This is a genomic window from Methanosarcina sp. UBA289, from assembly GCA_002496565.1.
In the GTDB taxonomy this organism is placed as follows: Archaea; Halobacteriota; Methanosarcinia; order Methanosarcinales; family Methanosarcinaceae; genus Methanosarcina.
Map to the genome: position 1 here is coordinate 22,946 of DAKJ01000006.1, position 21,235 is coordinate 44,180.

Annotated in this window: 18 protein-coding genes and 2 pseudogenes; 9 read left to right on the top strand and 11 right to left on the bottom strand. The window is 41.2% G+C overall.

Annotated features, from left to right (window positions below; genetic code table 11):
- Positions 1–21 precede the first annotated feature (21 nt).
- From BP549_RS02440 to BP549_RS02465, 6 genes are all read right to left on the bottom strand, one after another.
- A complete protein-coding gene (locus BP549_RS02440) occupies positions 22–216 on the bottom strand; it encodes a hypothetical protein (protein ID WP_292377835.1) in 195 nt (64 codons plus the stop codon).
- A 932-nt stretch (positions 217–1,148) separates the two neighbouring features.
- Positions 1,149–1,673 (bottom strand): hypothetical protein, encoded by a 525-nt coding sequence (locus tag BP549_RS02445; RefSeq protein ID WP_292377837.1) that lies wholly within the window; start codon positions 1,671–1,673, stop codon positions 1,149–1,151.
- Positions 1,674–1,837: 164 nt separating this feature from the next.
- The gene (locus BP549_RS02450; RefSeq protein ID WP_292377865.1) at positions 1,838–4,144 is read right to left on the bottom strand and encodes a DUF3160 domain-containing protein; all 2,307 of its coding nucleotides are present in this window, start codon (positions 4,142–4,144) and stop codon (positions 1,838–1,840) included.
- A gap of 649 nt (positions 4,145–4,793) precedes the next feature.
- The gene (gene aroC / locus BP549_RS02455; RefSeq protein WP_292377840.1) at positions 4,794–5,891 is read right to left on the bottom strand and encodes a chorismate synthase; all 1,098 of its coding nucleotides are present in this window, start codon (positions 5,889–5,891) and stop codon (positions 4,794–4,796) included.
- A 176-nt stretch (positions 5,892–6,067) separates the two neighbouring features.
- Positions 6,068–6,808, bottom strand: coding sequence for a 3,4-dihydroxy-2-butanone-4-phosphate synthase (ribB, locus tag BP549_RS02460; protein WP_292377842.1), 741 nt, complete (start codon positions 6,806–6,808; stop codon positions 6,068–6,070).
- The gene (locus BP549_RS02465) at positions 6,805–7,482 is read right to left on the bottom strand and encodes a winged helix-turn-helix domain-containing protein/riboflavin kinase (RefSeq protein ID WP_292374362.1); all 678 of its coding nucleotides are present in this window, start codon (positions 7,480–7,482) and stop codon (positions 6,805–6,807) included. Before BP549_RS02465 ends, ribB begins: the two co-directional genes overlap by 4 nt.
- Before the next feature lie 143 nt (positions 7,483–7,625).
- Between BP549_RS02465 and BP549_RS02470 the strand changes: the two genes are divergently transcribed.
- From BP549_RS02470 to BP549_RS02495, 6 genes and pseudogenes are all read left to right on the top strand, one after another.
- Positions 7,626–8,285, top strand: coding sequence for an HVO_0476 family zinc finger protein (locus BP549_RS02470; protein WP_292377844.1), 660 nt, complete (start codon positions 7,626–7,628; stop codon positions 8,283–8,285).
- Between the two features lie 46 nt (positions 8,286–8,331).
- A pseudogene (locus tag BP549_RS02475) lies at positions 8,332–8,976 on the top strand (protein-L-isoaspartate O-methyltransferase).
- A gap of 102 nt (positions 8,977–9,078) precedes the next feature.
- Positions 9,079–9,543, top strand: a complete 465-nt coding sequence (locus BP549_RS02480; protein WP_292377847.1) for a bifunctional nuclease family protein — start codon at positions 9,079–9,081, stop codon at positions 9,541–9,543.
- Positions 9,544–9,721: 178 nt separating this feature from the next.
- A complete protein-coding gene (hisF, locus tag BP549_RS02485) occupies positions 9,722–10,543 on the top strand; it encodes an imidazole glycerol phosphate synthase subunit HisF (protein ID WP_292374358.1) in 822 nt (273 codons plus the stop codon).
- 128 nt (positions 10,544–10,671) lie between these two features.
- Entirely contained in the window at positions 10,672–10,932 is a 261-nt protein-coding gene (locus tag BP549_RS02490) for a MazG nucleotide pyrophosphohydrolase domain-containing protein (RefSeq protein ID WP_292377850.1), read from the top strand.
- Positions 10,933–11,126: 194 nt separating this feature from the next.
- A complete protein-coding gene (locus tag BP549_RS02495; protein WP_292377853.1) occupies positions 11,127–11,525 on the top strand; it encodes a hypothetical protein in 399 nt (132 codons plus the stop codon).
- A gap of 182 nt (positions 11,526–11,707) precedes the next feature.
- On the opposite strand, the gene BP549_RS02500 is transcribed toward BP549_RS02495, so the two are convergent.
- Entirely contained in the window at positions 11,708–12,562 is an 855-nt protein-coding gene (locus BP549_RS02500) for an NmrA family NAD(P)-binding protein (RefSeq protein ID WP_292377855.1), read from the bottom strand.
- A gap of 363 nt (positions 12,563–12,925) precedes the next feature.
- Between BP549_RS02500 and BP549_RS02505 the strand changes: the two genes are divergently transcribed.
- From BP549_RS02505 to BP549_RS02515, 3 genes are all read left to right on the top strand, one after another.
- Entirely contained in the window at positions 12,926–15,481 is a 2,556-nt protein-coding gene (locus BP549_RS02505; protein WP_292377858.1) for a DUF3656 domain-containing U32 family peptidase, read from the top strand.
- Between the two features lie 43 nt (positions 15,482–15,524).
- Complete coding sequence (locus BP549_RS02510) at positions 15,525–15,983, top strand: nucleoside 2-deoxyribosyltransferase (protein WP_292374348.1); 459 nt, start codon at positions 15,525–15,527, stop codon at positions 15,981–15,983.
- Positions 15,984–16,130: 147 nt separating this feature from the next.
- Positions 16,131–16,388 carry a pro-sigmaK processing inhibitor BofA family protein gene (locus BP549_RS02515; protein WP_292374346.1) on the top strand — a complete coding sequence of 86 codons (258 nt, stop codon included), beginning with the start codon at positions 16,131–16,133 and terminating at the stop codon, positions 16,386–16,388.
- A gap of 90 nt (positions 16,389–16,478) precedes the next feature.
- On the opposite strand, the gene BP549_RS02520 is transcribed toward BP549_RS02515, so the two are convergent.
- The 4 genes and pseudogenes from BP549_RS02520 to mtbB all read right to left on the bottom strand — a co-directional run.
- Positions 16,479–17,159 (bottom strand): class I SAM-dependent methyltransferase, encoded by a 681-nt coding sequence (locus tag BP549_RS02520; RefSeq protein ID WP_292374345.1) that lies wholly within the window; start codon positions 17,157–17,159, stop codon positions 16,479–16,481.
- Positions 17,160–17,178: 19 nt separating this feature from the next.
- A complete protein-coding gene (lysS, locus tag BP549_RS02525; RefSeq protein ID WP_292377859.1) occupies positions 17,179–18,792 on the bottom strand; it encodes a lysine--tRNA ligase in 1,614 nt (537 codons plus the stop codon).
- A gap of 917 nt (positions 18,793–19,709) precedes the next feature.
- Entirely contained in the window at positions 19,710–20,330 is a 621-nt protein-coding gene (locus BP549_RS02530) for a PepSY domain-containing protein (protein WP_292377860.1), read from the bottom strand.
- 308 nt (positions 20,331–20,638) lie between these two features.
- Positions 20,639–21,235 (bottom strand): annotated as a pseudogene (gene mtbB, locus BP549_RS02535) ([dimethylamine--corrinoid protein] Co-methyltransferase); the annotation flags it as partial.

The window sequence follows — 21,235 nt, forward strand, 5'->3', positions numbered from 1 at the left end:
AGCGTCACATGTCTAATGGGTTCACGAACTCACGTACTTTACCCATGTTGCCATAGCTCCAGTCCAGCTTCCAAAAGCCAGGTATCGTGTGGTGGTTGTATCCCATGTATCATGCAAAAGTACGTAGTCAGTATTTCCATCATAGTATCCCATGCAAGTAACACTATGCTCACCATAGTCACCGCTGCCACCAACAGGTGTTCCGCCATTTAGCATACTAAGTACAAAATTTTAATTGTAACACTTAATGTGATTAATTGTTTAATAATTTGCATAGAATGTCTATGTTCAGATATCGCAAGTCTTTTTTTCAAAATAAAGATTGAAGGCACCTGTGAAATGTTACAATTCTCTAAATTTAAGTCCCAAAAACTAATCGAAATTTTGCAGATGACTTTTCTCCTAAAAATCGTGCTTCATAATTACACATTTTTTGAGGGAGGTTCTTTCTTTTTGTTTGTACTATTAACGCAGATTTTGAAAAGAAAAAACTATTCCGCTATTACTCAAAATCTGAAATTTCATATAGATTCTTTCTCATTAAAAAATAAATGGAAATTATTATAATGTATCCACCGGCTATATTGAGAGAATAAGGAATAGTAATTCTAAATAAGAAAGTAATTATTGTTATTAAGAGCCACAGAATAAAGCCTATTAATGCGCTTTTCATACCGACTATGTCACTATTTTTTTCAATTCTACTCATATTCTTACTATACAATAAATAATGTCCGAAAATCACAAAAAATAAAATAAGACCTGTCCCAAGCCATTGATCTATTTGACCCCAATATTGAGCAGTGATTATTTCGCTGCCACTTACAACTGTCCTTTCTGAAAAAAATAACATTTTTGTATTATATATAAATATAGGTCGTCCATCATCATGCGGTTGATGTTCTCATGATTTATTTTCCAGTGCTAGAAATGCCTTATGTTTCGTGCATCAAGCATGTTATTGACCTTACTGAATTGCAAAAAAGGTATGATGCGCCACTAAATATGTTTTGGAACTAATATCAACTAACTAATAGTGCACGACCTAAATATAAGCCAAGAATAAAATAATACGATTCCAAATAAAACTCCGGCTATTTCCTGAATTTTATTTGAAATCGAGGTCGTATCTTTCATACAGTTACACCTTAAGGTCCATCTTCCAAAACTTCCTTAATTACAGTTTCTGTAGTCCATTCAGGCAATTCATCCATCTTTTCAATCGATTTCACTGTCTCATTTGGCGTATCAATAGTTATCATGTAGAACTCTCCACCGGTCATTTGCGAATAAGTAGATATTACGGACCCGTTCAGGGAATCAGCTTCTCTGTAGAGCTCTTCCATGGAAACATCCGGTCCAAGGTTTTTTAATGTACCATTTTGCAGCTCAACAGTTACTTCGTGAATATACCAGCCGTTAATCCGAATATATGCTACAGATTCCCCTGTTTCATTGAAGATGGCACCTATGCCTGAATAGTTTCCTTTTGTCAGGTTTTGGAAACCGCTATCATTTTCATATATTCTTTGCATTACATCTGAAGGAGCCAGTCTGTTTTCTCCACCACAGTTACTAATATCATCATTTGTAACCCAGGACAAATCGCCGGATTCATAGAGGGATAAAAGGAAAATTGCCGAGAATAAACCGATAATTATTAGCGAAAACAATTTACTTCCTTCCAGAATTATCCCTCTTTACCTCTCTGCCTTTTAATTTTTGTACCTGCCTTTTCTAGTTTTAGAAATCTGGCACATTACATGTTTTTTCTGGACTACGCAAGAGTACCCTTAAAATAAAAAATGGATGAAAAAATTAACTATACATGTATCTTTTATATCTTAAAAGACTCAACCCATTTTGGCCTTTCAGGAGGATTATTTGCCAGCATATCTCTCCATTCTTCATCTGTCAACCTCTGTCCTGGGAGCTGCCAGAATTCATAATAACTCATCACAGGACCTGCTCCAAGCACAATCCTGTCATCGGGCTGTTTATAGGCTACAACTATGAGATCCAGTTTTCCGGTTCCTTCTTCCAAAATCTCTCCTTCTCTATCTGTATAGACATCTGCGACCATGACCGACCTCTGGGAATCCTCATCTACGTTCTCAAGCATTGGGGCTATGTTTTGTCCGAAATTTCTTATGAACTCATACTCTTCATCTGTCAGCTCTTTGTTTTCAAGCTCTTTTATCGAGATTTCCAGCAACTTTTCAAGGGTGTTTTCAAGAGTTGTGAAATCTTTATCCGACTGCTCATCAAGCACTTCCATTTCAGCCAGCCCATTGTGTGTCATTTTTGTAAGGGCAAGCATCCTGGAATAGAATTCGGGAACTGGTTCCACATACCCCTGAACAGGCTTTTCTTCTGGAATATAGGGTACACCTGTGTAACGAGCCTGCTTTGCATAGAGAATAGTATCATGCCTGAGTTCAGTCCAGGAAGCAAGAGCTGTGTTAAGCTGTTTATCTTCCCAGGCTCCAGTCTGCATAAATGTAGGATAGCCCTCTGGATAACTTATTAGGAGAGGCTTTAAAGCGTACAGTTGAGCCCAGTAGAGATTTTTATTCCAGTCCTCTTCATCAAAAGCTTCAAATTCATTTTTCAGAGATGTGTGAGCTTTTTTGTATTCTTCATTTTCAGAAATACCCTGATTTTTCAGATGTTCTCTGGCTCTTTCAGAACCGAGAAGATCCATAATGTTCAGGGCAGGAGGTTTTAGTTTCTGGAGAATATAGGAGTCTGGAGTATATCGCTGACCCATGAATCTGAATCCTTTTGTAGCCTCAAGAGTTTTGTTTTCGGTTTCAGAGCCTGCCTGAATTATTTCCCCTGTTCCGCTGTAGATTTTTGGGCTTTCATATTTTTTCAGCTCGGTTTTCAGTGCTGTAAGACTTTCGTTGTTGAAACTTACTCCGTATCTGTCATTTCCAAAAATAGTATCCAGAGCTTTTGTATATTCATAGGGCCCGAGGTCATCAGAAAAACCGACATAAAAAGCAGTTACGTTATAGATTCTGTCCCATCTCTCTCGGAGGTTTTTGTCCTTATCACAATGGTCAGAAATCAAAAAAGCCTGTATAGTCTGGATTCTCGCTTCATTTTCCGGGTCTTCTGTATTAATCATGTCCGGCTTAAGTAGCATACTCATTCTACCATGCCAAATCATGGCCTTGAAGTATTTCTGAAGTTTTTCAGAGGATGTATAGTGTCCCCGTGGAGTGTACTGAGAGTAATCTTCACTGTACTTGAAAATCGGAGACACTCCCTCTTTTTGAGCTTCTATCAAAGTGAGTTCAGCCTCTACATCTTCCTGCACATATTTCGGGACTTCAAAGCTATATTTTTCTGAACTTGAAGTCTCTGTAGACTTGACCTGTATCCGATTTGGATCTGGTTTTTCTTCAAGCAAACTAAGGGCAACCGCAAAGTATGCAACATTTCTTCTTGCAGCTTCCTTTACTTCATCAGATAAAGAACTGTTTTCTTTTATCTCGTTATAATCTTCTATGGAAGATTCAAGGAGCGTTTTGTCAAGTCTCCAGAGCTCGTCGTAAAACTCATTTTCTTCAACCCTTTTTAAGGTCTCATCAAACTGGATACGGTAAAGGTGGAGGAGAGAGTCTGACGTGATGAATATAGGAACGTCAGCCACTTTCAGGTCTCTGTAAGTTACATTTACTTGCTCCACTTTAAATTGATTTTTGGTGACTTCATTTTCGATTACAATAAAACCATTTTTATATAGTAAATCTCTGCTTTCTTTAGTTAGGGGAATCTTTTGGACAAAATCATCATAATTTACAATTTCGGAAGCTTGTAAAGGTAGAGAATAAGTGGGAACTGCAGCCTCGAACTGCAGATTTTCTTTACTGTAATATTTGGAAAAGGAGTTTTGCCCTTCAAGTTTAAGGGCATTTTTACTTTTTTCGGAGGAGTTCTCTATAGAAACGTCTTCTTCGGTGGAATTATATGAACTAGTCTGAGTGTTCATCTCATCCTCAAGCTTTGTCTCATTAACTAGTTTTGTTTCATTAGCTAGCTTTGTCTCTTTTACTGGCTCACTGCTATTGTCAATGCAGCCTGATCCAGATATCAGTGATGCTATAAGCAAGCAAATAATTGTCAGTGCCCTCATTTTCAACTAAGATCCCCTCGAAACTGCAAAAGTAAACACAAATTCAATAACTAACAATTTTTAAATAAATTGGACTCTATAATTTAATTTAAGCATACACTTTATAAGTTTTTCTAGCCAAATCTTCAAACTTGTTCTTCTCATACCGTCTTCAAGTTATAATCGTTCCTTGATCTTTAATTGTCAGAGACTGTACACAGAATGCTTATATAACGACAGAGACCGTAGCTATTTCCTGTGATAAAGAAACTGTGACCTCACAACTTTATGATTTTTTACACGGCATTTCTACCAATATAAAAAGTTAGAATTTAGTACCAGATCTTTTTCAGACTCAGGTTTGGAAAAGGCAAAAAAATTCGATAAAAGGCAGAATTATCTGGTAAAACAATCTTGTTTTTCAAGAGCAAAAAGAAAAGAATTTGCGATGGAGAAAGTTGAAAAGAATTTGCGATGGAGAATGCTTATCGTCAGAGTGAATTCTAGAGGAAAAAGTCACAAAAAAATACGGGTAAAGGCAAAGCTACCTTATTATTTTGAAAACTATTCTAATAATTTTTGATAATTCCTAACAATTTGGCATAAGCTGGAATTGTATCAGTTGAAATGGATATTTTAGTGGGTTTGGATACAGTTCCATTGCATTCTCTTACTCCAGCAAAGTCCTCGGATTAATAAAACCGCTCCTGAGCATATGGTCGGCAAGCACAAGGGCAACCATGGCTTCGGCAACCGGCACCATGCGCGGAGGAATTGTCGGGTCATGCCGGCCTTTGATTGCAATTTCTGTATTTTCTAATGTTTTGAGGTCAACGGTCTGCTGAAGTTTTCCTATGGACGGGGTTGGCTTTACTGCTGCCCTGCAAATGATATCCAGGCCGGTTGAAATTCCTCCGAGAATCCCACCGGCATTATTGCTCGAGGTGGTTATTTTTCCTTCCTCGATCCGGAAAGGATCGTTCATTTCACTTCCGCGCAGGCGAGCAGCTTCAAATCCTGCTCCGATTTCAAAACCTTTGACAGCAGGAATACTCATAAGGGCTTTTGCAAGGTCCGCATCCAGTCGATCAAAGACAGGCTCTCCAAGGCCGGCTGGCACACCTTTTATAATGAGCTCGACGATGCCTCCAACGCTGTCTCCTTCCTGCCGAAGGGACGCAACTTTCTCAAGCATCTTTTCAGCAGCTTCAAGATCGGCACAGCGTACAGGGGTCTTTTCTATGTTTTCGAGGATTTCTTCAAAAGAAAGGGGCTTTGCCCGGATGGTTCCGAGTTCGATCACATGCCCGACAACTCGGATTCCGAATCTGGAAAGCAGGAGTTTTGCAAGGGCTCCACCTGCAACCCTGCCTATTGTTTCCCGGGCTGAAGACCTGCCTCCCCCACGGTGGTCTCTCATTCCATAGCGGGCCATATAGGTAAAATCGGCATGTCCGGGCCTGGGAGTATCTTTAATGGCATCATAAGCTGAAGACCTGGCATCCGAGTTCCAGACAAGCATGGAAACTGGAGTACCTGTACTCATTCCTTCAAAAACTCCCGAAAGGATCTCCACCCTGTCAGCCTCGTGCCGAGGAGTTGAAACCTCACTCTGCCCCGGGCGCCTCCTGTCTAGTTCTTTCTGGATGTCAGTCTCGGAGAAAGGAAGCCCTGCAGGCAATCCGTCTACTACAACACCTACAGCCCTGCCGTGGGATTCGCCCCAGGTGGTAATTCGAAACATCTGCCCGAAAACGTTTCCAGCCATGCATCTTAACTGGTTTTTTTGCTATTTGATCCTTGGGGTTGCTGAAGGAAGAGACGAAAATATCAGATGAAAAAAATTAAATGAAATAAATAACATGAAAAAGTCAAATGAATAAATCAGATGAAAAAATTAAGATGAAAAAGTTAAATTAAGAAAAGCGGAAGAAAAAAGAATTCTTATTCCGAGCCTGTCCATGTCATATAAGCTTCTACTATTTCCTGCCCTTCTAGAAATACCAGCCCGTGTTCTTTACCGTATTCTTTTGAGTCTTCTTTGGAGAGGGCCTTCCCATTATTATCGTCAAGCATCTCGCAGACTACCATTGCAGGGGTAATGCCTGCCATACGGGCAAGGGCAACTGAAAGTTCGGTCTGGCCTTTGCGCTCATCCAGAAGCCCTTCGGCAGCCCTCAACAGGGCAACGTGCCCAGGGGTTCGGAATTCATCTCCAAAATGAATTACGTCTCCGGACAGCTTCTTTTCAGTAATTTCCCCTATTTTCCGGATAGTAAGGGCTCTTTCGTTATCAGGAATGCCGGTTCTGGTCTCTCTGTGATTGACCCAGAGAGAAAAGGAAGAATGAGAATCATATTTGAGGTCGCCTTCTTTCTCTACGATTTCCCCAAGCACGTCACTGGCTTTGCTGGCTTCCCGGACGAGTTCAGCCATAAAGGGCAGCTTTAGCTGTTTTGAAGCCACAGGATCCACAGCCACACAGATAAGGCCGCCTGCATCTTTTCGCATCCATTTTACATCTTTGAAAGTGACCGCTTTTGCAGGGATTACAAGATCAGTTTCTCCTTCCCTCGAGTCCGAATCGTAAATCTGGATCATTTTTCCGGCTCTCAGGGCTTCCAGTGCTTGGTTGATGTTCTCATTTCTGTACGTAAGACATTCGTAAACTGTACTTCCGCTCATTTTTGGTTCTCCATGCCCTGTTTTTTTAACTTTACCACAACTCTGTCCCCATCGTTCAATTCCAAGGCGTCTCTTAACTTTACCGGTGCAATAATTTCAATCAAATCTGATGGGTAGTGCGTTCTTTCAGGAGCTACTACAGCAGCTTCTATACCGCCAACGATAACAGGATAGCAATTTCCGCTTCCAAATGTCCGTTCTCCATCGTTGAAACCTTCTACCCGGATAGCCGGCATTTCACGTAAAAGATTTCTAATAGGCGAACTGCTTTTAGAAAGCTGTACGTTCAGAGTCCCGGGAAAAGGTACAAAATGCAATTTTTCTTCGAATTGCTTCCGATACCCGGGTATATTTACGTAATACTGGCCTTCGCCAAGTCCCTTAAGCACCTTTCCTTCAAGCTCCAGAATTTCGGGTTCCGGAGAAAAGATCCTACTATAGTCGACGTATTCGTTCTTAAGAACTTCAATCCCTTTTTCTGTCATTTTTATCAACTGGCCACCGGGAACGATCTTCCGTTGGATCAGCCCTTCCTCTTCCAGCTGCTTTAGCTTTCTTGCTGCGGTTTTGGAGCTTGCCCCCGTGTGCTTTTGAAACTCGCTTGATGAGACCTTGATGGTTTTATTTACTGCTCCCATTAGTGCGAGTTTTTTAAGGTATTCAATATCAGGCACTTTCGGCACCTATCTTAATTTTGAGATGCATCTCAATTATGAGATGTTAGACTATGCATTCTGTTATAATAAAACTTTTGATAGCACTTTCTAACTGGTAAATCTTCAAGAAAGGCATCCGGAGAAGTTAAGTATTTAGTATCTTGAATCCATCTATTGATTATACCATGACAAGAGAAATTGAAGTTGAGTGCCCCTCATGTTCCCCTGAAGAAGAGGTAGGGCATGAGGTTCTGAAAGAGGGGCAGAGCCCGCTTGTACGCTGTCTGGAATGCGGGCAGGTGCATGCTGCGAAGCTTAAAACCCCTAAATCTGTCAGATTGAAAGTGATAGTAAGTAAGATGGACATTTCAAACACTTATAGAACTGAACTCGATTCTGAGACTGTCCTTCAGGTAGACGATGAGCTGGTTGTAGATGATGAAGAAACAGGAGTAGTGGTGCCTATATTGATCACTGCTCTTGATGCAGGAGGAAAACGAGTCCTGATTGCCAGGGCAGAAGATACCGAGACAATCTGGGGCAGAGCTATTGATGAGGTAACTGTAAAATTTTCCGCACAGGCAGGAACTGAAAAAACTGAAGTTCTTGAAAAACGCGTGCCTGGAGATTATGAATTTGTCGTAGGATCCGAAGAAAGAGTGGGAAATAAACGCATTTTCATTAACAAAATCAAGGTGAGAGACGGAGCATTCCGATCCAGAAAAGGCGATGTTGTGCTTGCAAAATACGTAAAAAGAATTTTTGCGAGAAAGAAAGGGGAAGGTTCGGGTCAACGTGATTTCCGAAGAGGGCCGTGGTAAAGGAAAAAATAAAAGAGATAAAGAAGAGGAAGAAATACTCGAAGAAATGCGCAGGCGCCTCGTAGACAATCTTGGGGCTTACCTGTTGCTGAAAGATAATGTTCGCGAGGCTATGCTTCGTGTCCCAAGACATAAGTTTGTTCCTGAGTATGAGCAAAAAGCAGCTTATGTAGATAGACCCCTTGAAATCGGCTATGGGCAAACAATCTCTGCCCCGCATATGGTTGCGATTATGTGTGACCTTCTTGAACTTTCAGAAGGTCACAAAGTCCTTGAAGTAGGGGCAGGTTCAGGATATAATGCTGCAGTTATGGGGGAACTAATAGGAAAAAGCGGACATGTGTATGCTGTTGAACGCATAGAAGCCCTTGTGAATTTTGCAAGAGATAACCTGAAAAAAACAGGATATGAGAATGTTACAGTAGTACTTGAAGATGGCTCAATGGGTTATTCTTAGTGTGCTCCCTACGACAGAATAGCCGTGACCTGCGCAGCTCCCTATATTCCTGAGCCTTTGCTGGAACAGTTGAAGCCGGGGGGTATAATGGTCATTCCTGTAGGGGACTATTCTCAAGAACTCTATAAAGTTAAAAAGGACAGCAAGGGCAATATACATAAAAAGAAAAAAGGTGGGGTCGTTTTTGTACCCTTGATTGGAAAACATGGCTTCCGAAAAAGTCCTGAACTCTAAGATTACGATCCGAAAAAGGTAGAACCCAGCTTTAAGCGGCTTCTTTAAAAATTTTAAAAAAATTAAATAAGGTATTAATAAGTGTAAAATCATCTATTGAATATGGGCGTCGACATTTATGAGGACTTTGAGGAAATTCGAGTCAAGGATGTCTACATAGTCGATGTTTTTACAGATCCGACTCCTGTGGTGCTTCTTGAAGATACACAGGGGAATATGCTTCCCATATATATCGGACATCTCGAAGCTTTATCAATAGGAAACGTAATTAAAAAGATTTCTCCACCGAGGCCCATGGCTCATGACCTCATGCTCAATATTTTCGACAGGCTGGAAGTGAAAATCGAGGGAGTATTAATTGATGAAAAGGTGGACAAGATCTATTACGCCCGGCTTCTTATAAGAAAAGACAACAGTATCATGCAATTTGACGCAAGGCCAAGTGACTGCATTGCTCTTGCCCTGCGTGTTGGAGCTCCGATAAGAGTTAGGAAAAAGGTGCTTGAAAGTTCCGAAGTCGAGATGTCAAGGCTTGAGGGTGCCCGTGTGATAAATATTTTCGGTTAGTGCCTGTTTGAGCGCTCAGAATTTCCTTCCTGGGCCTCTGGACCTCAACTTATTTTCGCTTACCGTCGCTTATCCCTGTCTTTTCAGTCTGCGAAATGTTGCTTTTAATGTTAAGACGGGCGGGCATTGACTTGATTTCGATAAGCTTTTAATAACAGTTAAATTCATTATCCCATAGATGCTCACCAAAAGAATAATACCATGCCTTGATGTGACCCTTGACAGAGCGGGCGGCTGTGTTGTTAAGGGGGTTGAGTTCGTGGACCTGAAAGAGGCCGGAGATCCTGTGGAACTCGCCAAGCGCTACAACCAAGAGGGCGCAGACGAGCTTGTTTTTCTGGATATTACAGCTTCGGCTCATGGTAGGGAAACCATGATCGATGTGATTGAAAGGACTGCAGATGAAGTTTTCATTCCTCTTACCATTGGAGGGGGGATAAATTCTATCGACGCAATTCGCCAGATTCTTAGAGCTGGTGCAGATAAAGTCTCAGTTAACACCTCTGCGGTCAAGAATCCTGACTTCATCAAAGAAGCCTCAGATATATTCGGAGCTCAGTGTATTGTTACTGCGATTGACTGCAGGCGAAATACCGATGTAAAGAATAACCCCGACAAAACCATTCTTGAAATGGAGGACGGGACCCCTGCCTGGTACGAGGTAGTAATCTACGGGGGCAGGGAAGCTACAGGAATCGATGCCGTGCAGTGGGCAAAAAGGGCAGAAGGACTGGGCTCAGGAGAAATCCTGCTCACAAGCATGGATCGAGATGGAACATGTGCTGGCTATGACCTGCCAATTACAAGAAAGCTTTCTGAAGAGCTTGATGTCCCGATTATAGCCTCAGGAGGAGTTGGAAGCCCTCAACACATCTATGAGGGATTCTCAATAGGAAAAGCCGATGCCGCCCTTGCAGCAAGCATCTTCCACTTTAGGGAATACTCAATTAAAGAAGTTAAAGAATACCTCAAGGAACGTGAAATTCCCGTAAGGCTCTAAATTCAGTAAAAAGCAGAAAAAAGGGAGTGGGAAGATAATAGAGATCTCAGAATTCTAGAAACTAATTCAAGGACTATACTAACATTGACAGGAATCTCCTCTTTTCGGTCAGGCCTTTTTAAAAAGGGTTGATATACGAACTGTATGATCATAATGACAGGAAAAGGGAAGGTAACGCTACTATACTCTGGCTGGTTGAGGAAATTGGAGAACTTGCCGAAGCCATCCGCAGGGAAGAGCTAGAAAATATCGAAGGGGAGCTTGCAGATTACTTCGCCTGGATAGGGGCATTGCTAATCTTTATGGTGTGGATCTCGAAGAAGCTTTCCTTAAAAAGTACCCTGGCATGTGTCCTAATTGCAAGCAAAAACCCTATATGCACGGAATAAGTAAAGTAAACATATTTTTCTTCGAGGAACCTGATTTTCAGAATTTGTTCCCTTGATCTTAATTGTCCTGTTTTTATCTTTCCGGAGATTTTTATATACATTCCTAGATATCTTGAGATACTTTTTTATTTCTTCGAGGCAATATCTTATGCGGAATTCTTATTTGGATTCTTTATTTATCTGGGGGAATATATATGTCAGCCGAAACCATGGAACTTCTTGAGGGGTTGCAGCTGAAGATTCTTAACAACACTGGCGAGGATCTAGTGCTTCAAGCTCAGAAAATTGAGAAAGGGAAATATAAAAAAGGCCGCCAGGCTCCTGCTAAAATCGAGTCTTATGAGGAAAAAAGTTTTGAGCTCGTTGCTTGTGAAGGGAGCTGCGAAGGTGGAGTGGATATTGAGGGTTGGGTCAAGTATGGGATAGGATGTACGGAGGGGTACTGTAAGATACACTTCAAATATGTAGGAAAAACAGACAAACTAGGCTACTCCTGTGAATGCCACATGCACGATGGAAAGATGCTCTGCGATGCTTCAAAGGATGAGAAAACCGGGAGGACCGTGAGCTGGATAATAGGGCCAAAGGTATAAACCCAAAAGAAATACTTATTTGACTTGCCCGATAACACTTTCAATTCATAGCTTCTTTTTTATTTTGGCTATGCTACAATCCCTGGTTGTAACTTAATATTTTCTAGCAGAGCAAACAAAAACGCTCTGCTAGTATACTCAATAACGCCCAGTAATCTATTATTAGTCGTCAGTAGAACCGATTATATAAAATTTTTCAAATAGCTTTCGAAGTCTGTAGAAAAATAGACCGGATTAGATATCTCATTTTTAGTTTTTCCTTCAATAACTGCTTTTGTCATAAGTGCAAGATTTTTTGCCCCATCTTTTGAGAACCCTGTCTGTATCAGTGTACTTTCCCATTCTTCAGGTAGCACCTGCTGTAAAATGACATTTCTATTTAATACCTCTCCAAATATCTTTGCTATATCTAAAGAACTGTAAGCGTGGGGTCCGGTTATCTCATATATTCTTTCTTTTGGGATTTTACAAACTATTACCTCTGACAAAAATTCTGCAACATCGGAAGGAGCAATCATAGGCACCTTCATCTCAGGTGGGAAAAAAGTTGGCAGTATTCCATGTTCCTTAATCAATTCTAAATATCCAAGCCAGTTACTAAAATAATAAGAAGGTCGGACAAAAACCTGTTCGATTTCAAGGTCAGAAAATGCGTGTTCCAGCATATAAGATGCCATCAGATTACCTGTTCCAGATTCATGCTGTGCCCCATTAGATGACAAACCAACAATTTTAGTGATGCCGGATGCTAAAATAGCCTCTCTATAATTATTTAAAATCGTTTTAGTTTCGCTTATAAAATCTTGAGATTCAGGATTTTCAGGTGTTAATAGAAAAGCTGAACTTCCTCCTTGAAAGGCTTTTTTTAAGGCTTCTACATCAAAATAATCTGCAATACTAACCTCAACACCCTTACTTCTCAATCTCTCTGCTTTAGAACCATTTCGAACAACAGCTCTTACGGATTGACCTCTCTTTATAAGATTATCAACAAGCATTGAGCCTATCTGTCCTGTTGCTCCTAATATTATATCCATTTTATAATCCCATCCATATAACTAATTTGAATTAAATTCAGTATTATTAACCCAATAACGGAAAGTCTGTTAGATATCCCTTAAATTTATAAGTCATTAATGATGGCTTCACTGTTTTAAAAGATTATTTGCTTATAAGCTATTGGGTTATTTTCACACTATTCAGTTATTCCATGCAAGAAAATTATAGAGATACATGTAGATACGCTGTAGGTACACAGTAAAATTTCCTTATAAAGCCTCTCAACTTGCTATAATAGGAATTGCTATGCTGTAATTCTTTCTTATAATCTCAGTTTCAGGTTTCCAGGAAATAGAGAGGATGCCAAAGTTTAATAAAGTGCAGGCTCTCTAATTCCATCGATGAAGCCTGAAAAACCGGAACTGCTTGCCCCGGCAGGTGGTATGGAAGCTTTTGTTGCGGCCGTAGAAAATGGGGCGGATGCTGTGTACCTCGGAGCCCGGGCTTTCAGTGCTCGAAGGTATGCCTCAAACTTTTCAGAGGAAGAACTTGAAGAAGCCATCGATTATGCTCATCTAAGAGGCGTGAAGGTATACGTAACCGTAAATACATTACTTAAGGAAAAAGAAGTAGAAAACGCCCTTAAACTGCTTTCCTGGCTGAGACAAATCGGAACTGACGCAATCATAATTCAAGATCTCGGGCTTATCTCCCTTGCAAGAAAATATCTGCCTGATCTTCCGCTGCATGCGAGCACACAAATGACTTTGCATAATAGCGAAGGGGTCGAATTTGTAAAAAAACTGGGAATAGAGAGGGTTGTGCTCTCAAGGGAGTGCTCGCTTGAAGAGATTGAACAAATGAGAAAGAAAACCGGGACTGAAATCGAGGTTTTCATACATGGGGCTCTCTGCATTTCTTATTCCGGCCAGTGTCTCCTGAGCAGCCTTATAGGGGGAAGGAGCGGAAATCGTGGGTTCTGTGCCCAGCCGTGCCGCAAAAAATACAGGCTATACTGCGAAGGAAAACTTATCAAAACAACCGGAAGCTACCTTTTAAGCCCGAAAGACCTTAACACGACTTCAGGACTGGGGGCCCTTATAGAAGCCGGGATTGAATCTTTTAAAATCGAAGGCCGGATGAAAAGGCCTGAGTATGTTGCAGGCGTTGTAAGGATTTACCGCCGCCTGATTGACAGGTATATTGAAAACCCTGCAGAGTATTACGTTTCCGAAGAAGAGCAGGAAACCCTCACTCAACTATTTAACAGGGGTTTTACTCAGGGTTACTTTTTTAAAAACCCGCGCTGGGAGCTCATGAGCCGGGAGAACCCTCACAACCGTGGAGTTCCGGCAGGTACGGTTATAGGATATGACAGGCGTTCAACCCGTATCCGGGTAAAACTTTCAAAGCCTCTTCGCCTGGGAGACGGGATAATGGTTGAAAATGCAGAGACCAGGCCCGAAGATAAAGGAAAAATCATATCCTCAATGTATACAGGAAAGGGCCAAGTATACAGTGCAGGACCGGGAGATATGGTAGAAATTCCCTTCGATTCAAGAGCACCTTCAGGAAGCACGGTGTACAGAACACATGACAAAAAGCTTATGGATTCCCTCAAAAAAGAAAGCGAGTCCGGAAGCCTGAGGCCTAAAATCCCTGTATTTATCATTGCAATTATTGCACCGGGAAGGCCGATAAGGCTTGAAGTAAAAGACAGAGATTCAAACGCAGTAGCAATTGAGTCCGAATATCTGGTTGAGAAAGCCAAAAAACAGCCTACTTCAAAGTCTCAAATCGAAAAACAACTTTCAAAACTTGGAAACACAATTTTTGAGGCTGCTGAACTTCATGTCACTGTGGATGGGGATATTTTTGTTCCTATGGGACAGTTGAATGAGCTGAGGACAAAAGCAATAGAGCAGCTTGAAAACCTGCGTATTTTCAGGTGGAAGCGAAAGCCTCTTGATACTCAACAATTCTTCGAATCTGAAGAAAAGGAATCTAGAGAGAAGGCAGGACAGGAAACCGAAAAAACTATTCTAGAGAGCCTTCCTATACGTCCTATGCTCTCGGTTTCCGTTTATTCCCTTGAAGGGCTTGAAGGGGCGCTTGCAGGCGGGGCCGATAGAATATATTTTGGAGAAGGACTTTTCAGAAGACCGGAAACATCAGGAAAAAAAGAGAGCCCGGCAAAAAGGCCTGAAGCCGTTTTTGAAAATGCTGTTGCGGAGGCGCAAAAGGCAGGGAAGAAAATCTATTTCATTACTCCAAAGCTTGTTAAAGATTCTAGAATGGAGTCTGTAGAAAAAATCTTCTCTCGGGTAAGAGAAACGGAAGCTGACGGAGTCCTTGTTTCAAACCTGGGAACTATGGGCCTCGCAAAAGCCGGAAAAATCCCTTTTATCGTGGACAGTCCTCTGAACATCTTTAACAGCCATACTTTTGCCCTTCTTTTGCAGGAAGGGGCTCAGATGGCGGTAATTTCTCCGGAGCTGACCCTTGAGGAATTAAAAAGTGTTGCATCTCACGGGCCTGCAGAGTGTATTGTTTACGGCAGGCTTGAACTCATAGAATCCGAACACTGCCTTACAGGCGGGCTGCTCGGGAACAATAAAGGGCAATGTAGTGCCCCCTGCAGGTCAGGAAAGTTTAAATTGGTAGACGAGAAAAACTATGAGTTTCCCCTGCTTATGGACTATGAATGCAGGATGCATCTACTTAACTCTAGATCGCTCTGCATGCTTGAATACGTTCCTGAAATCCTTGAAAGTGGAGTTTCAAGTCTGAGGATCGAAACTCTGGGAATGGAAAATCCAGACGAGATTCGAAAGGTAACTCGGGCGTACAGGAAAGCGATTGATATTTACCTTGAATCTGGAAAAAAAGGTAAGGACAACTGCGAAAAGCTTGGAAAAGGTTTTACTACAGGACACTATTTTAGGGGTGTCCAGTAAAAGCCGGAAGTGCCAGGAATGTGGATTAGAAGGTGAAAATAATATGGAAAACCTGGAGAAAATGAAGGTTTCTGAAAACAGAGGCCCCAAAATCTTTCTTTCCGGATCTATCCGTGGGGGGAGGCAACTGCTTGATACATACAGGTTTATGTTTGATATCTTGAAAGAAGCAGGGTCGGAAGTCCTCAGCTGGCACGTTGCAGATCCTGAGCTGGAAAAAACCGAAATGACAATGACAGAGGAAGAGATTTACATAAGGGACATGAATTTGCTTGTAAAAAGCGATGCTCTGATTGCAGAAGTTACGGTGCCATCCATTGGCGTGGGTTATGAAATCTGTAGGGCGCTTGTCCAGGAAATTCCCGTTCTCTGCCTTTACAGCCCAAATGCAATAGTTTCAGCAATGGTATTGGGAAATCCAGACCCTTTACTTGAGGCAAGAGCTTATTCGGACAAAGCCTCACTCAAAAAAATTATTACTGAGTTTCTCAGGGCTCTATGAGTAAAAAGCCTGAAATTTTTTCCCTTTTTTTGCAAAAAAAGTCTTCGGACGTCCTGCTCAAGTCTGATATATAATCTTTCATAGCTCGAAGCTGTATTCTAAAACTCAGTGATAATTATAAATAAGTTGAGCCCCTATGTATGATTTATGGTAGTTGGAATTATAGAAGTTTTAGTATTGATTCTGGCAATCATAGTGGCCTTTGTCCTGTATAAAGTACTTAAGACCGCAACCAGCCTTGCAATAAACGCAGTACTCGGGGTCTTAGTCCTTATGGCGGCAAAACTTTTGCTCGGACTTGAAATCGCAATTACCTGGGTAGCAGTTCTTATCTGCGCAATAGGGGGCATTTTCGGAGCGCTTGTTATAATTGTGCTGAATTATCTGAAAATAGCTTTCGTATAACAGTAAATAACAGCATAGTTTCATGAAATATTGAAAGTTATGGGAAGAATTTTTGATAAAACTTTTTTCTAAAAAGTTTTCAGAAGATCTTCATGGTTTCTGAAAGACTCCTTTTATCAGATGTCTCCTGTAAACTTTCCCTTTGAATATTTTTTCTTTTATTGCATCTTCCAATTCTATAATTTCGAATTCCTTAAAAACTTCCCTGATCTCTTCTTTAGTAAAATAGTGGTAGATTATTCCATTTTGTCGGGCAAAAGTCTTCTCTTCAAAAGGGATTGAGGCTTCTCCTCCGCAGCGCATATCCTCATAGCCGAAGGCCTCAAAGAAGAAAAGACCACCCTTTCGGAGTGTTTGACTGAATTCTTTAACAGCGGATTCCCTTTCTTCTTTGAAGAGGTGCTGGAGTACCCCGTAACAGAGAATTCCATCAAAAGTCTGGGCTTTAAATGGAAGATCCGAAATACTTGCCCCAAGGTGCTCAGCAAACCTTCCACTCCTTGCAAGCTGAACTCTGGAACCATTAAGAGCCGTTAATGAAATGTCAATTCCTACTGCGTTGTAATGCCTTGCGAGTTCTCCAAGGTATCTGCCATTTCCCGAGCCTGCATCAAGAATCCTGGACCCCGGAAGAAGATAGGCCTGTATATCCCGAATAGGAGCAGGCCCACCCCATTTCAGATGGGAGTATTCTTTGTCCCAGGCAAGGAAATGAATCTTCGAGGGACCTGCCTGTGAACCTGCGAGATTATGAGTATCCGAATTATCCATTTTTGCGATTCATCCGTGTTTATGACTGTTTTTCAGGGCTGTAATTTGAAGCTTCTTCGAACCTTTCTACCAGGAATTCCTTCTCAAATGAAGATAAGAACCATCCGGCTTTAGGGCCCGAGCTTTGTCCGAGTAATGAAATGTAAATTGCTTTGAAAAGCTCCTTAGGATCAACCTGCGGAGAGGGAATATTCAACTTTTCCGCAATCCGTCTATTTAGTTCGGAACCCTCGTCCTTTGCAGAATAGACAAGCATATGGTATTCTTCTCCACTGATTTCGCCTCTGGACTCAATAAGGGCTGCAAAGGCTGAAAGAAAGGCTTTCTGAAGTTCGGATAGGGTTACCGCTTGCACAGGCACCTTTTCTTTCACTTTAAACTTGGCAAAGGGCGGAGCATAGAGTTCGAGCCATTTAGAAACGTTATCTACCAGTTCTTTTATACACTTTTCATCCTTAGTTGAAAAGCCTGAACGTTTCACTATTTTCAGGATTTGATCAAAATCTCCCCTTGCTACCTGATAGATAGTCACCATCTGCTTGAAAGGAATTTCAGACTGGCAGATCCCTGTTGCCCTGGAAAGTTCATACACTCTTTTCTGAAATGTACCGAGCAAAGGATCATTTTCCCTGAACTGCGTCCTAAGTCGTTCGTATTCGTCCACAAGAGTGAGAAGAGGCTGTCCAGGATCAAACTGAATGTGTTTTTCAGGTTTTGTGCGGATGATCAGGTAACGAAGAACTTCAGGAGGCACGACTTCCAGCATGTCCGAAATCGAGACAACGACCCCTGTAGAAGAAGACATTGCTCCCTGTTTTCCAAGCATTATCCACTCATAAACAATAGGATACGGAGGTTCGTGCCCGAAAATTTCTTTTACTATTCTCTTTCCGGTATCGTAAGAACCGCCTCTTGAAGCATGGTCTTTTCCGAAAGGCTCAACTGTCACTTCTAAAACCGACCAGCGAGCAGGCCAGTCCACGCGCCAGGTAAGTTTCCCTCCCCCTGCCATAGGCACGGTTCCGGAGTGTCCGCATGCACAGACATAGTCTACGGTTTCAGCTTCCAGACCAAAGCCCGTAACCTTCGTGGTTGTGATCTTTCCGCATTGATTACATCTGGGATTGAAAGGACTCCAATCCGGAGCTACGGTTTTCCCCGAGACTTCTTCGAGGATTTTCGCAATCTCGTCTCTTTTAACAAGGGCGGTTTTTATTGCTTCGGTGTATTTTCCTGTCCTGTACATCTCGTCTGCCCTGTAAACCCGAGGATTGATACCCAGGCGTCTGAGGGCTTCCAGGAAAGGTTTCAGGAAATGCTCGGCATAGTTTGCGCATTTTCCGCAGGGACAGGGAACTTCGGATATGGGTTTTCCCACATGTTCGGCATAACTCTCGGGAAGGAATGGGTAAACCTTGCGCAGGGGATCATAATTGTCGGCAATATAAATAAAATCTGCATCTGCCCCCTTATCAATTAGAGCTCTATATGCAGCATCGGCAGTCACGACTTCTCTCATGTTACCTATATGAATATGCCCCGAAGGAGTTATGCCTGTGGCAACAAGATGTTTGCCGTTGTTTTTTAGCACTTCTTCGGCTATGACGTCTGCCCAGTGAACTGTGTCAGCCATATTTCTCACCAGAATTTATGCACAAGCCTTTTGAAAAAAACTGCTTGCCTGCAAGCCTTCTCCGAAAAGACTTGAGCGAAAAACTTTGAATTCCCTGCATAATCATCGTATCAAGTTATAAACCTTGGGCTGGAAGGCAAGGAATCGGAATCTGTTTTCATTTTGTGGTCTTTGGCAATAAAATATATAATTGAAACCAAAAATAAAAACCAGATATAAAAAATAAAAAAGAAGAAAAATTAATGGAGGTTCAAAGGCAAATTAATTCAGGAGTCTGCAGATTTACAGAGATTTAATATGGCACTTTACAGAGCAAATCAAGCAAACTTGATTTACTAAATAATAAAAGCACGTAAAAATATATAAATATTTCGAAATTGGTGGAATTAAATTGTAAAATCAAAAAGTAGTAGGACAAGCTAATTGAAAACAATATAATAGGAGTATGTCGTAAAAATTCTACTAAGAAACAGATGGACAGTTGTGAAACACAAATTAAAAAAGATAACTATATTTATACATATTTTTTTAAATAAATTAAAGTAAACTGAAACATACTAACAACTATAACAAATTAAAATACACTCTAAATAAAATAACAATCAAGAATTCCCGAAATGGGTTCAGAAAATTTATTGGAGTCTCCGCAAAAGCCCTTTCAGAATGACCTGATCAAAAGTGACCCTAAAAGTAGGACATACTCACATGAGGTACAAAATTAAAATGGTAAATATTGTATTTTTATTTCTATTTTATACAGTTAAATGTTTGATGCCACTGATTTTTCAGTTCGACTGCAAAGTTCCATTAAAGAATAAATTTTACTATGCTTTATTAATTTAATGAGTTTATATCCTTGAAATATCTTACCTAGTTTTTTATTTACACTTATAAAGTTTAACTATTTCTCCAGTATCTCAATCATCAACAACAGATTCAACGCTCCAATCCACAATTGTTCCAGTAGCTGCATTGATTTCAAATTCATATTTCATATTGCCAAAAACAATAGACCCTTCATATATTGCCATTCTATCTTCAGAATCAAAATGAAGCTGGATATCGGACTCAGTTGCTCCTGGGACTTTTGCAAGTGCTATGGATTTGGCCTTTTCTTCCCCAATATACGTATTAGTATTGCCTGATTGTGTACTGCCGGATGCCGAATAGTTTTCTGCATCAGAGTCATAGCTTAAAACCTCTCCGGTAGACATATCGATTTCATAATCGTACTCGGTGCTGGCATTGTAAAACTCGATTTCATATTCTTGTCTGCCATCGTCGGTGTCAAGGTTTGCTTTAACAAAAGTAACGTCAGCTTCTGTAAGTCCGGCATGAGCAAGAGCGATTTCCTTTGCTCTGTCTGCAGTAATATTATCCGCAACGATAGTAGTCTCATTTACTGACGAAGTTTCAGAAATTGCAGGGGGTAATGCTTCATCGTTAGTGCTGGGTGTCACATCATCTGTAGACGCACAACCAGCAGCACTGATTGCTAATAGACTGACCATTAACATTGAAAATATTTCTTTTTTCATTATAAATGCCTCAAATAGTTATAAATGACTCTCTGGTAAAATAACTATCTGATAAAATCACTAATGGCTTCAAGAAGCGTATTGGTGAGAATTAGCTAACTGTATTAAAAAGTACGTTAACCCTCTAAAAAATAGAAATAACAGTAGGGAATGTGGTCGCTATTTACCAAGGAAGAATTTTTCGGACCCGCCTGAGGAGTTTAATAGCTATCCTACTGCTGTTTTTTGGCAGGTCCGTAGTTCTCCAGTCTGGATCTTGTTTATCCCTACTGTGGAGGAACACTCAGGTTGCTACCTGAATTTTTTCTTTATGCTATCTGTTTTCTAAATTTATTGCAGGAGTTTATCTTTATATCGAGCAACTTTTCGATATTCATTTTTGCTGCAATACCTTTTGCTGCTCCTGGTACCGATGTAATGACCCCTATATCGAGTTCTTCACGCAGCTCGCGCATAACGTGCTCGTCTACGAGGTCCATCTTGTCGACTCCGAGTTTCTTTGCGACGTACTCTTTTGCTTCTCCTATGCGCATGTTCTTTGAGAACTCCATTCTTGCAACAAGGTCTCCTGCAGCTCTCATACCTGTCATACCTGAAGCCATAATGTGGGAAATCGGCATACCCAATGGGTCGCCGACTCCGATCTATATGCCGTCTACGCCTGCAATTTCTACCATTGCTTTGCTTGCCCTTGTAACTGCATCAATTGGAGGAGTCTCAAGCATTGGGATTCCGCCGACACCCATACCCATGTCAACATGACATGGAATTGGGGATGCTTCGACAGCTGCCTTCATGAAGGTAACTGCACGTGCAAGGTTCCAGGCTGAGGTCTTGCTGGTGTTGGTATTGCAAACTGGACCGAAAACGTTTGCACCGGCTTTTGCAACCAGAGGCGCCTGCTG

Excerpts from the sequence above, each read along its gene's own strand:
- BP549_RS02440 (WP_292377835.1), bottom strand. The coding sequence starts at position 216 with ATGCTAAATGGCGGAACACCTGTTGGTGGCAGCGGTGACTATGGTGAG.
- BP549_RS02450 (WP_292377865.1), bottom strand. The coding sequence starts at position 4,144 with ATGAGGGCACTGACAATTATTTGCTTGCTTATAGCATCACTGATATCT.
- aroC (WP_292377840.1), bottom strand. The coding sequence starts at position 5,891 with ATGGCTGGAAACGTTTTCGGGCAGATGTTTCGAATTACCACCTGGGGC.
- ribB (WP_292377842.1), bottom strand. The coding sequence starts at position 6,808 with ATGAGCGGAAGTACAGTTTACGAATGTCTTACGTACAGAAATGAGAAC.
- BP549_RS02480 (WP_292377847.1), top strand. The coding sequence starts at position 9,079 with ATGGGCGTCGACATTTATGAGGACTTTGAGGAAATTCGAGTCAAGGAT.
- hisF (WP_292374358.1), top strand. The coding sequence starts at position 9,722 with ATGCTCACCAAAAGAATAATACCATGCCTTGATGTGACCCTTGACAGA.
- BP549_RS02495 (WP_292377853.1), top strand. The coding sequence starts at position 11,127 with ATGTCAGCCGAAACCATGGAACTTCTTGAGGGGTTGCAGCTGAAGATT.
- BP549_RS02500 (WP_292377855.1), bottom strand. The coding sequence starts at position 12,562 with ATGGATATAATATTAGGAGCAACAGGACAGATAGGCTCAATGCTTGTT.
- BP549_RS02505 (WP_292377858.1), top strand. The coding sequence starts at position 12,926 with ATGAAGCCTGAAAAACCGGAACTGCTTGCCCCGGCAGGTGGTATGGAA.
- BP549_RS02510 (WP_292374348.1), top strand. The coding sequence starts at position 15,525 with ATGGAAAACCTGGAGAAAATGAAGGTTTCTGAAAACAGAGGCCCCAAA.
- BP549_RS02515 (WP_292374346.1), top strand. The coding sequence starts at position 16,131 with ATGGTAGTTGGAATTATAGAAGTTTTAGTATTGATTCTGGCAATCATA.
- BP549_RS02520 (WP_292374345.1), bottom strand. The coding sequence starts at position 17,159 with ATGGATAATTCGGATACTCATAATCTCGCAGGTTCACAGGCAGGTCCC.
- lysS (WP_292377859.1), bottom strand. The coding sequence starts at position 18,792 with ATGGCTGACACAGTTCACTGGGCAGACGTCATAGCCGAAGAAGTGCTA.
- BP549_RS02530 (WP_292377860.1), bottom strand. The coding sequence starts at position 20,330 with ATGAAAAAAGAAATATTTTCAATGTTAATGGTCAGTCTATTAGCAATC.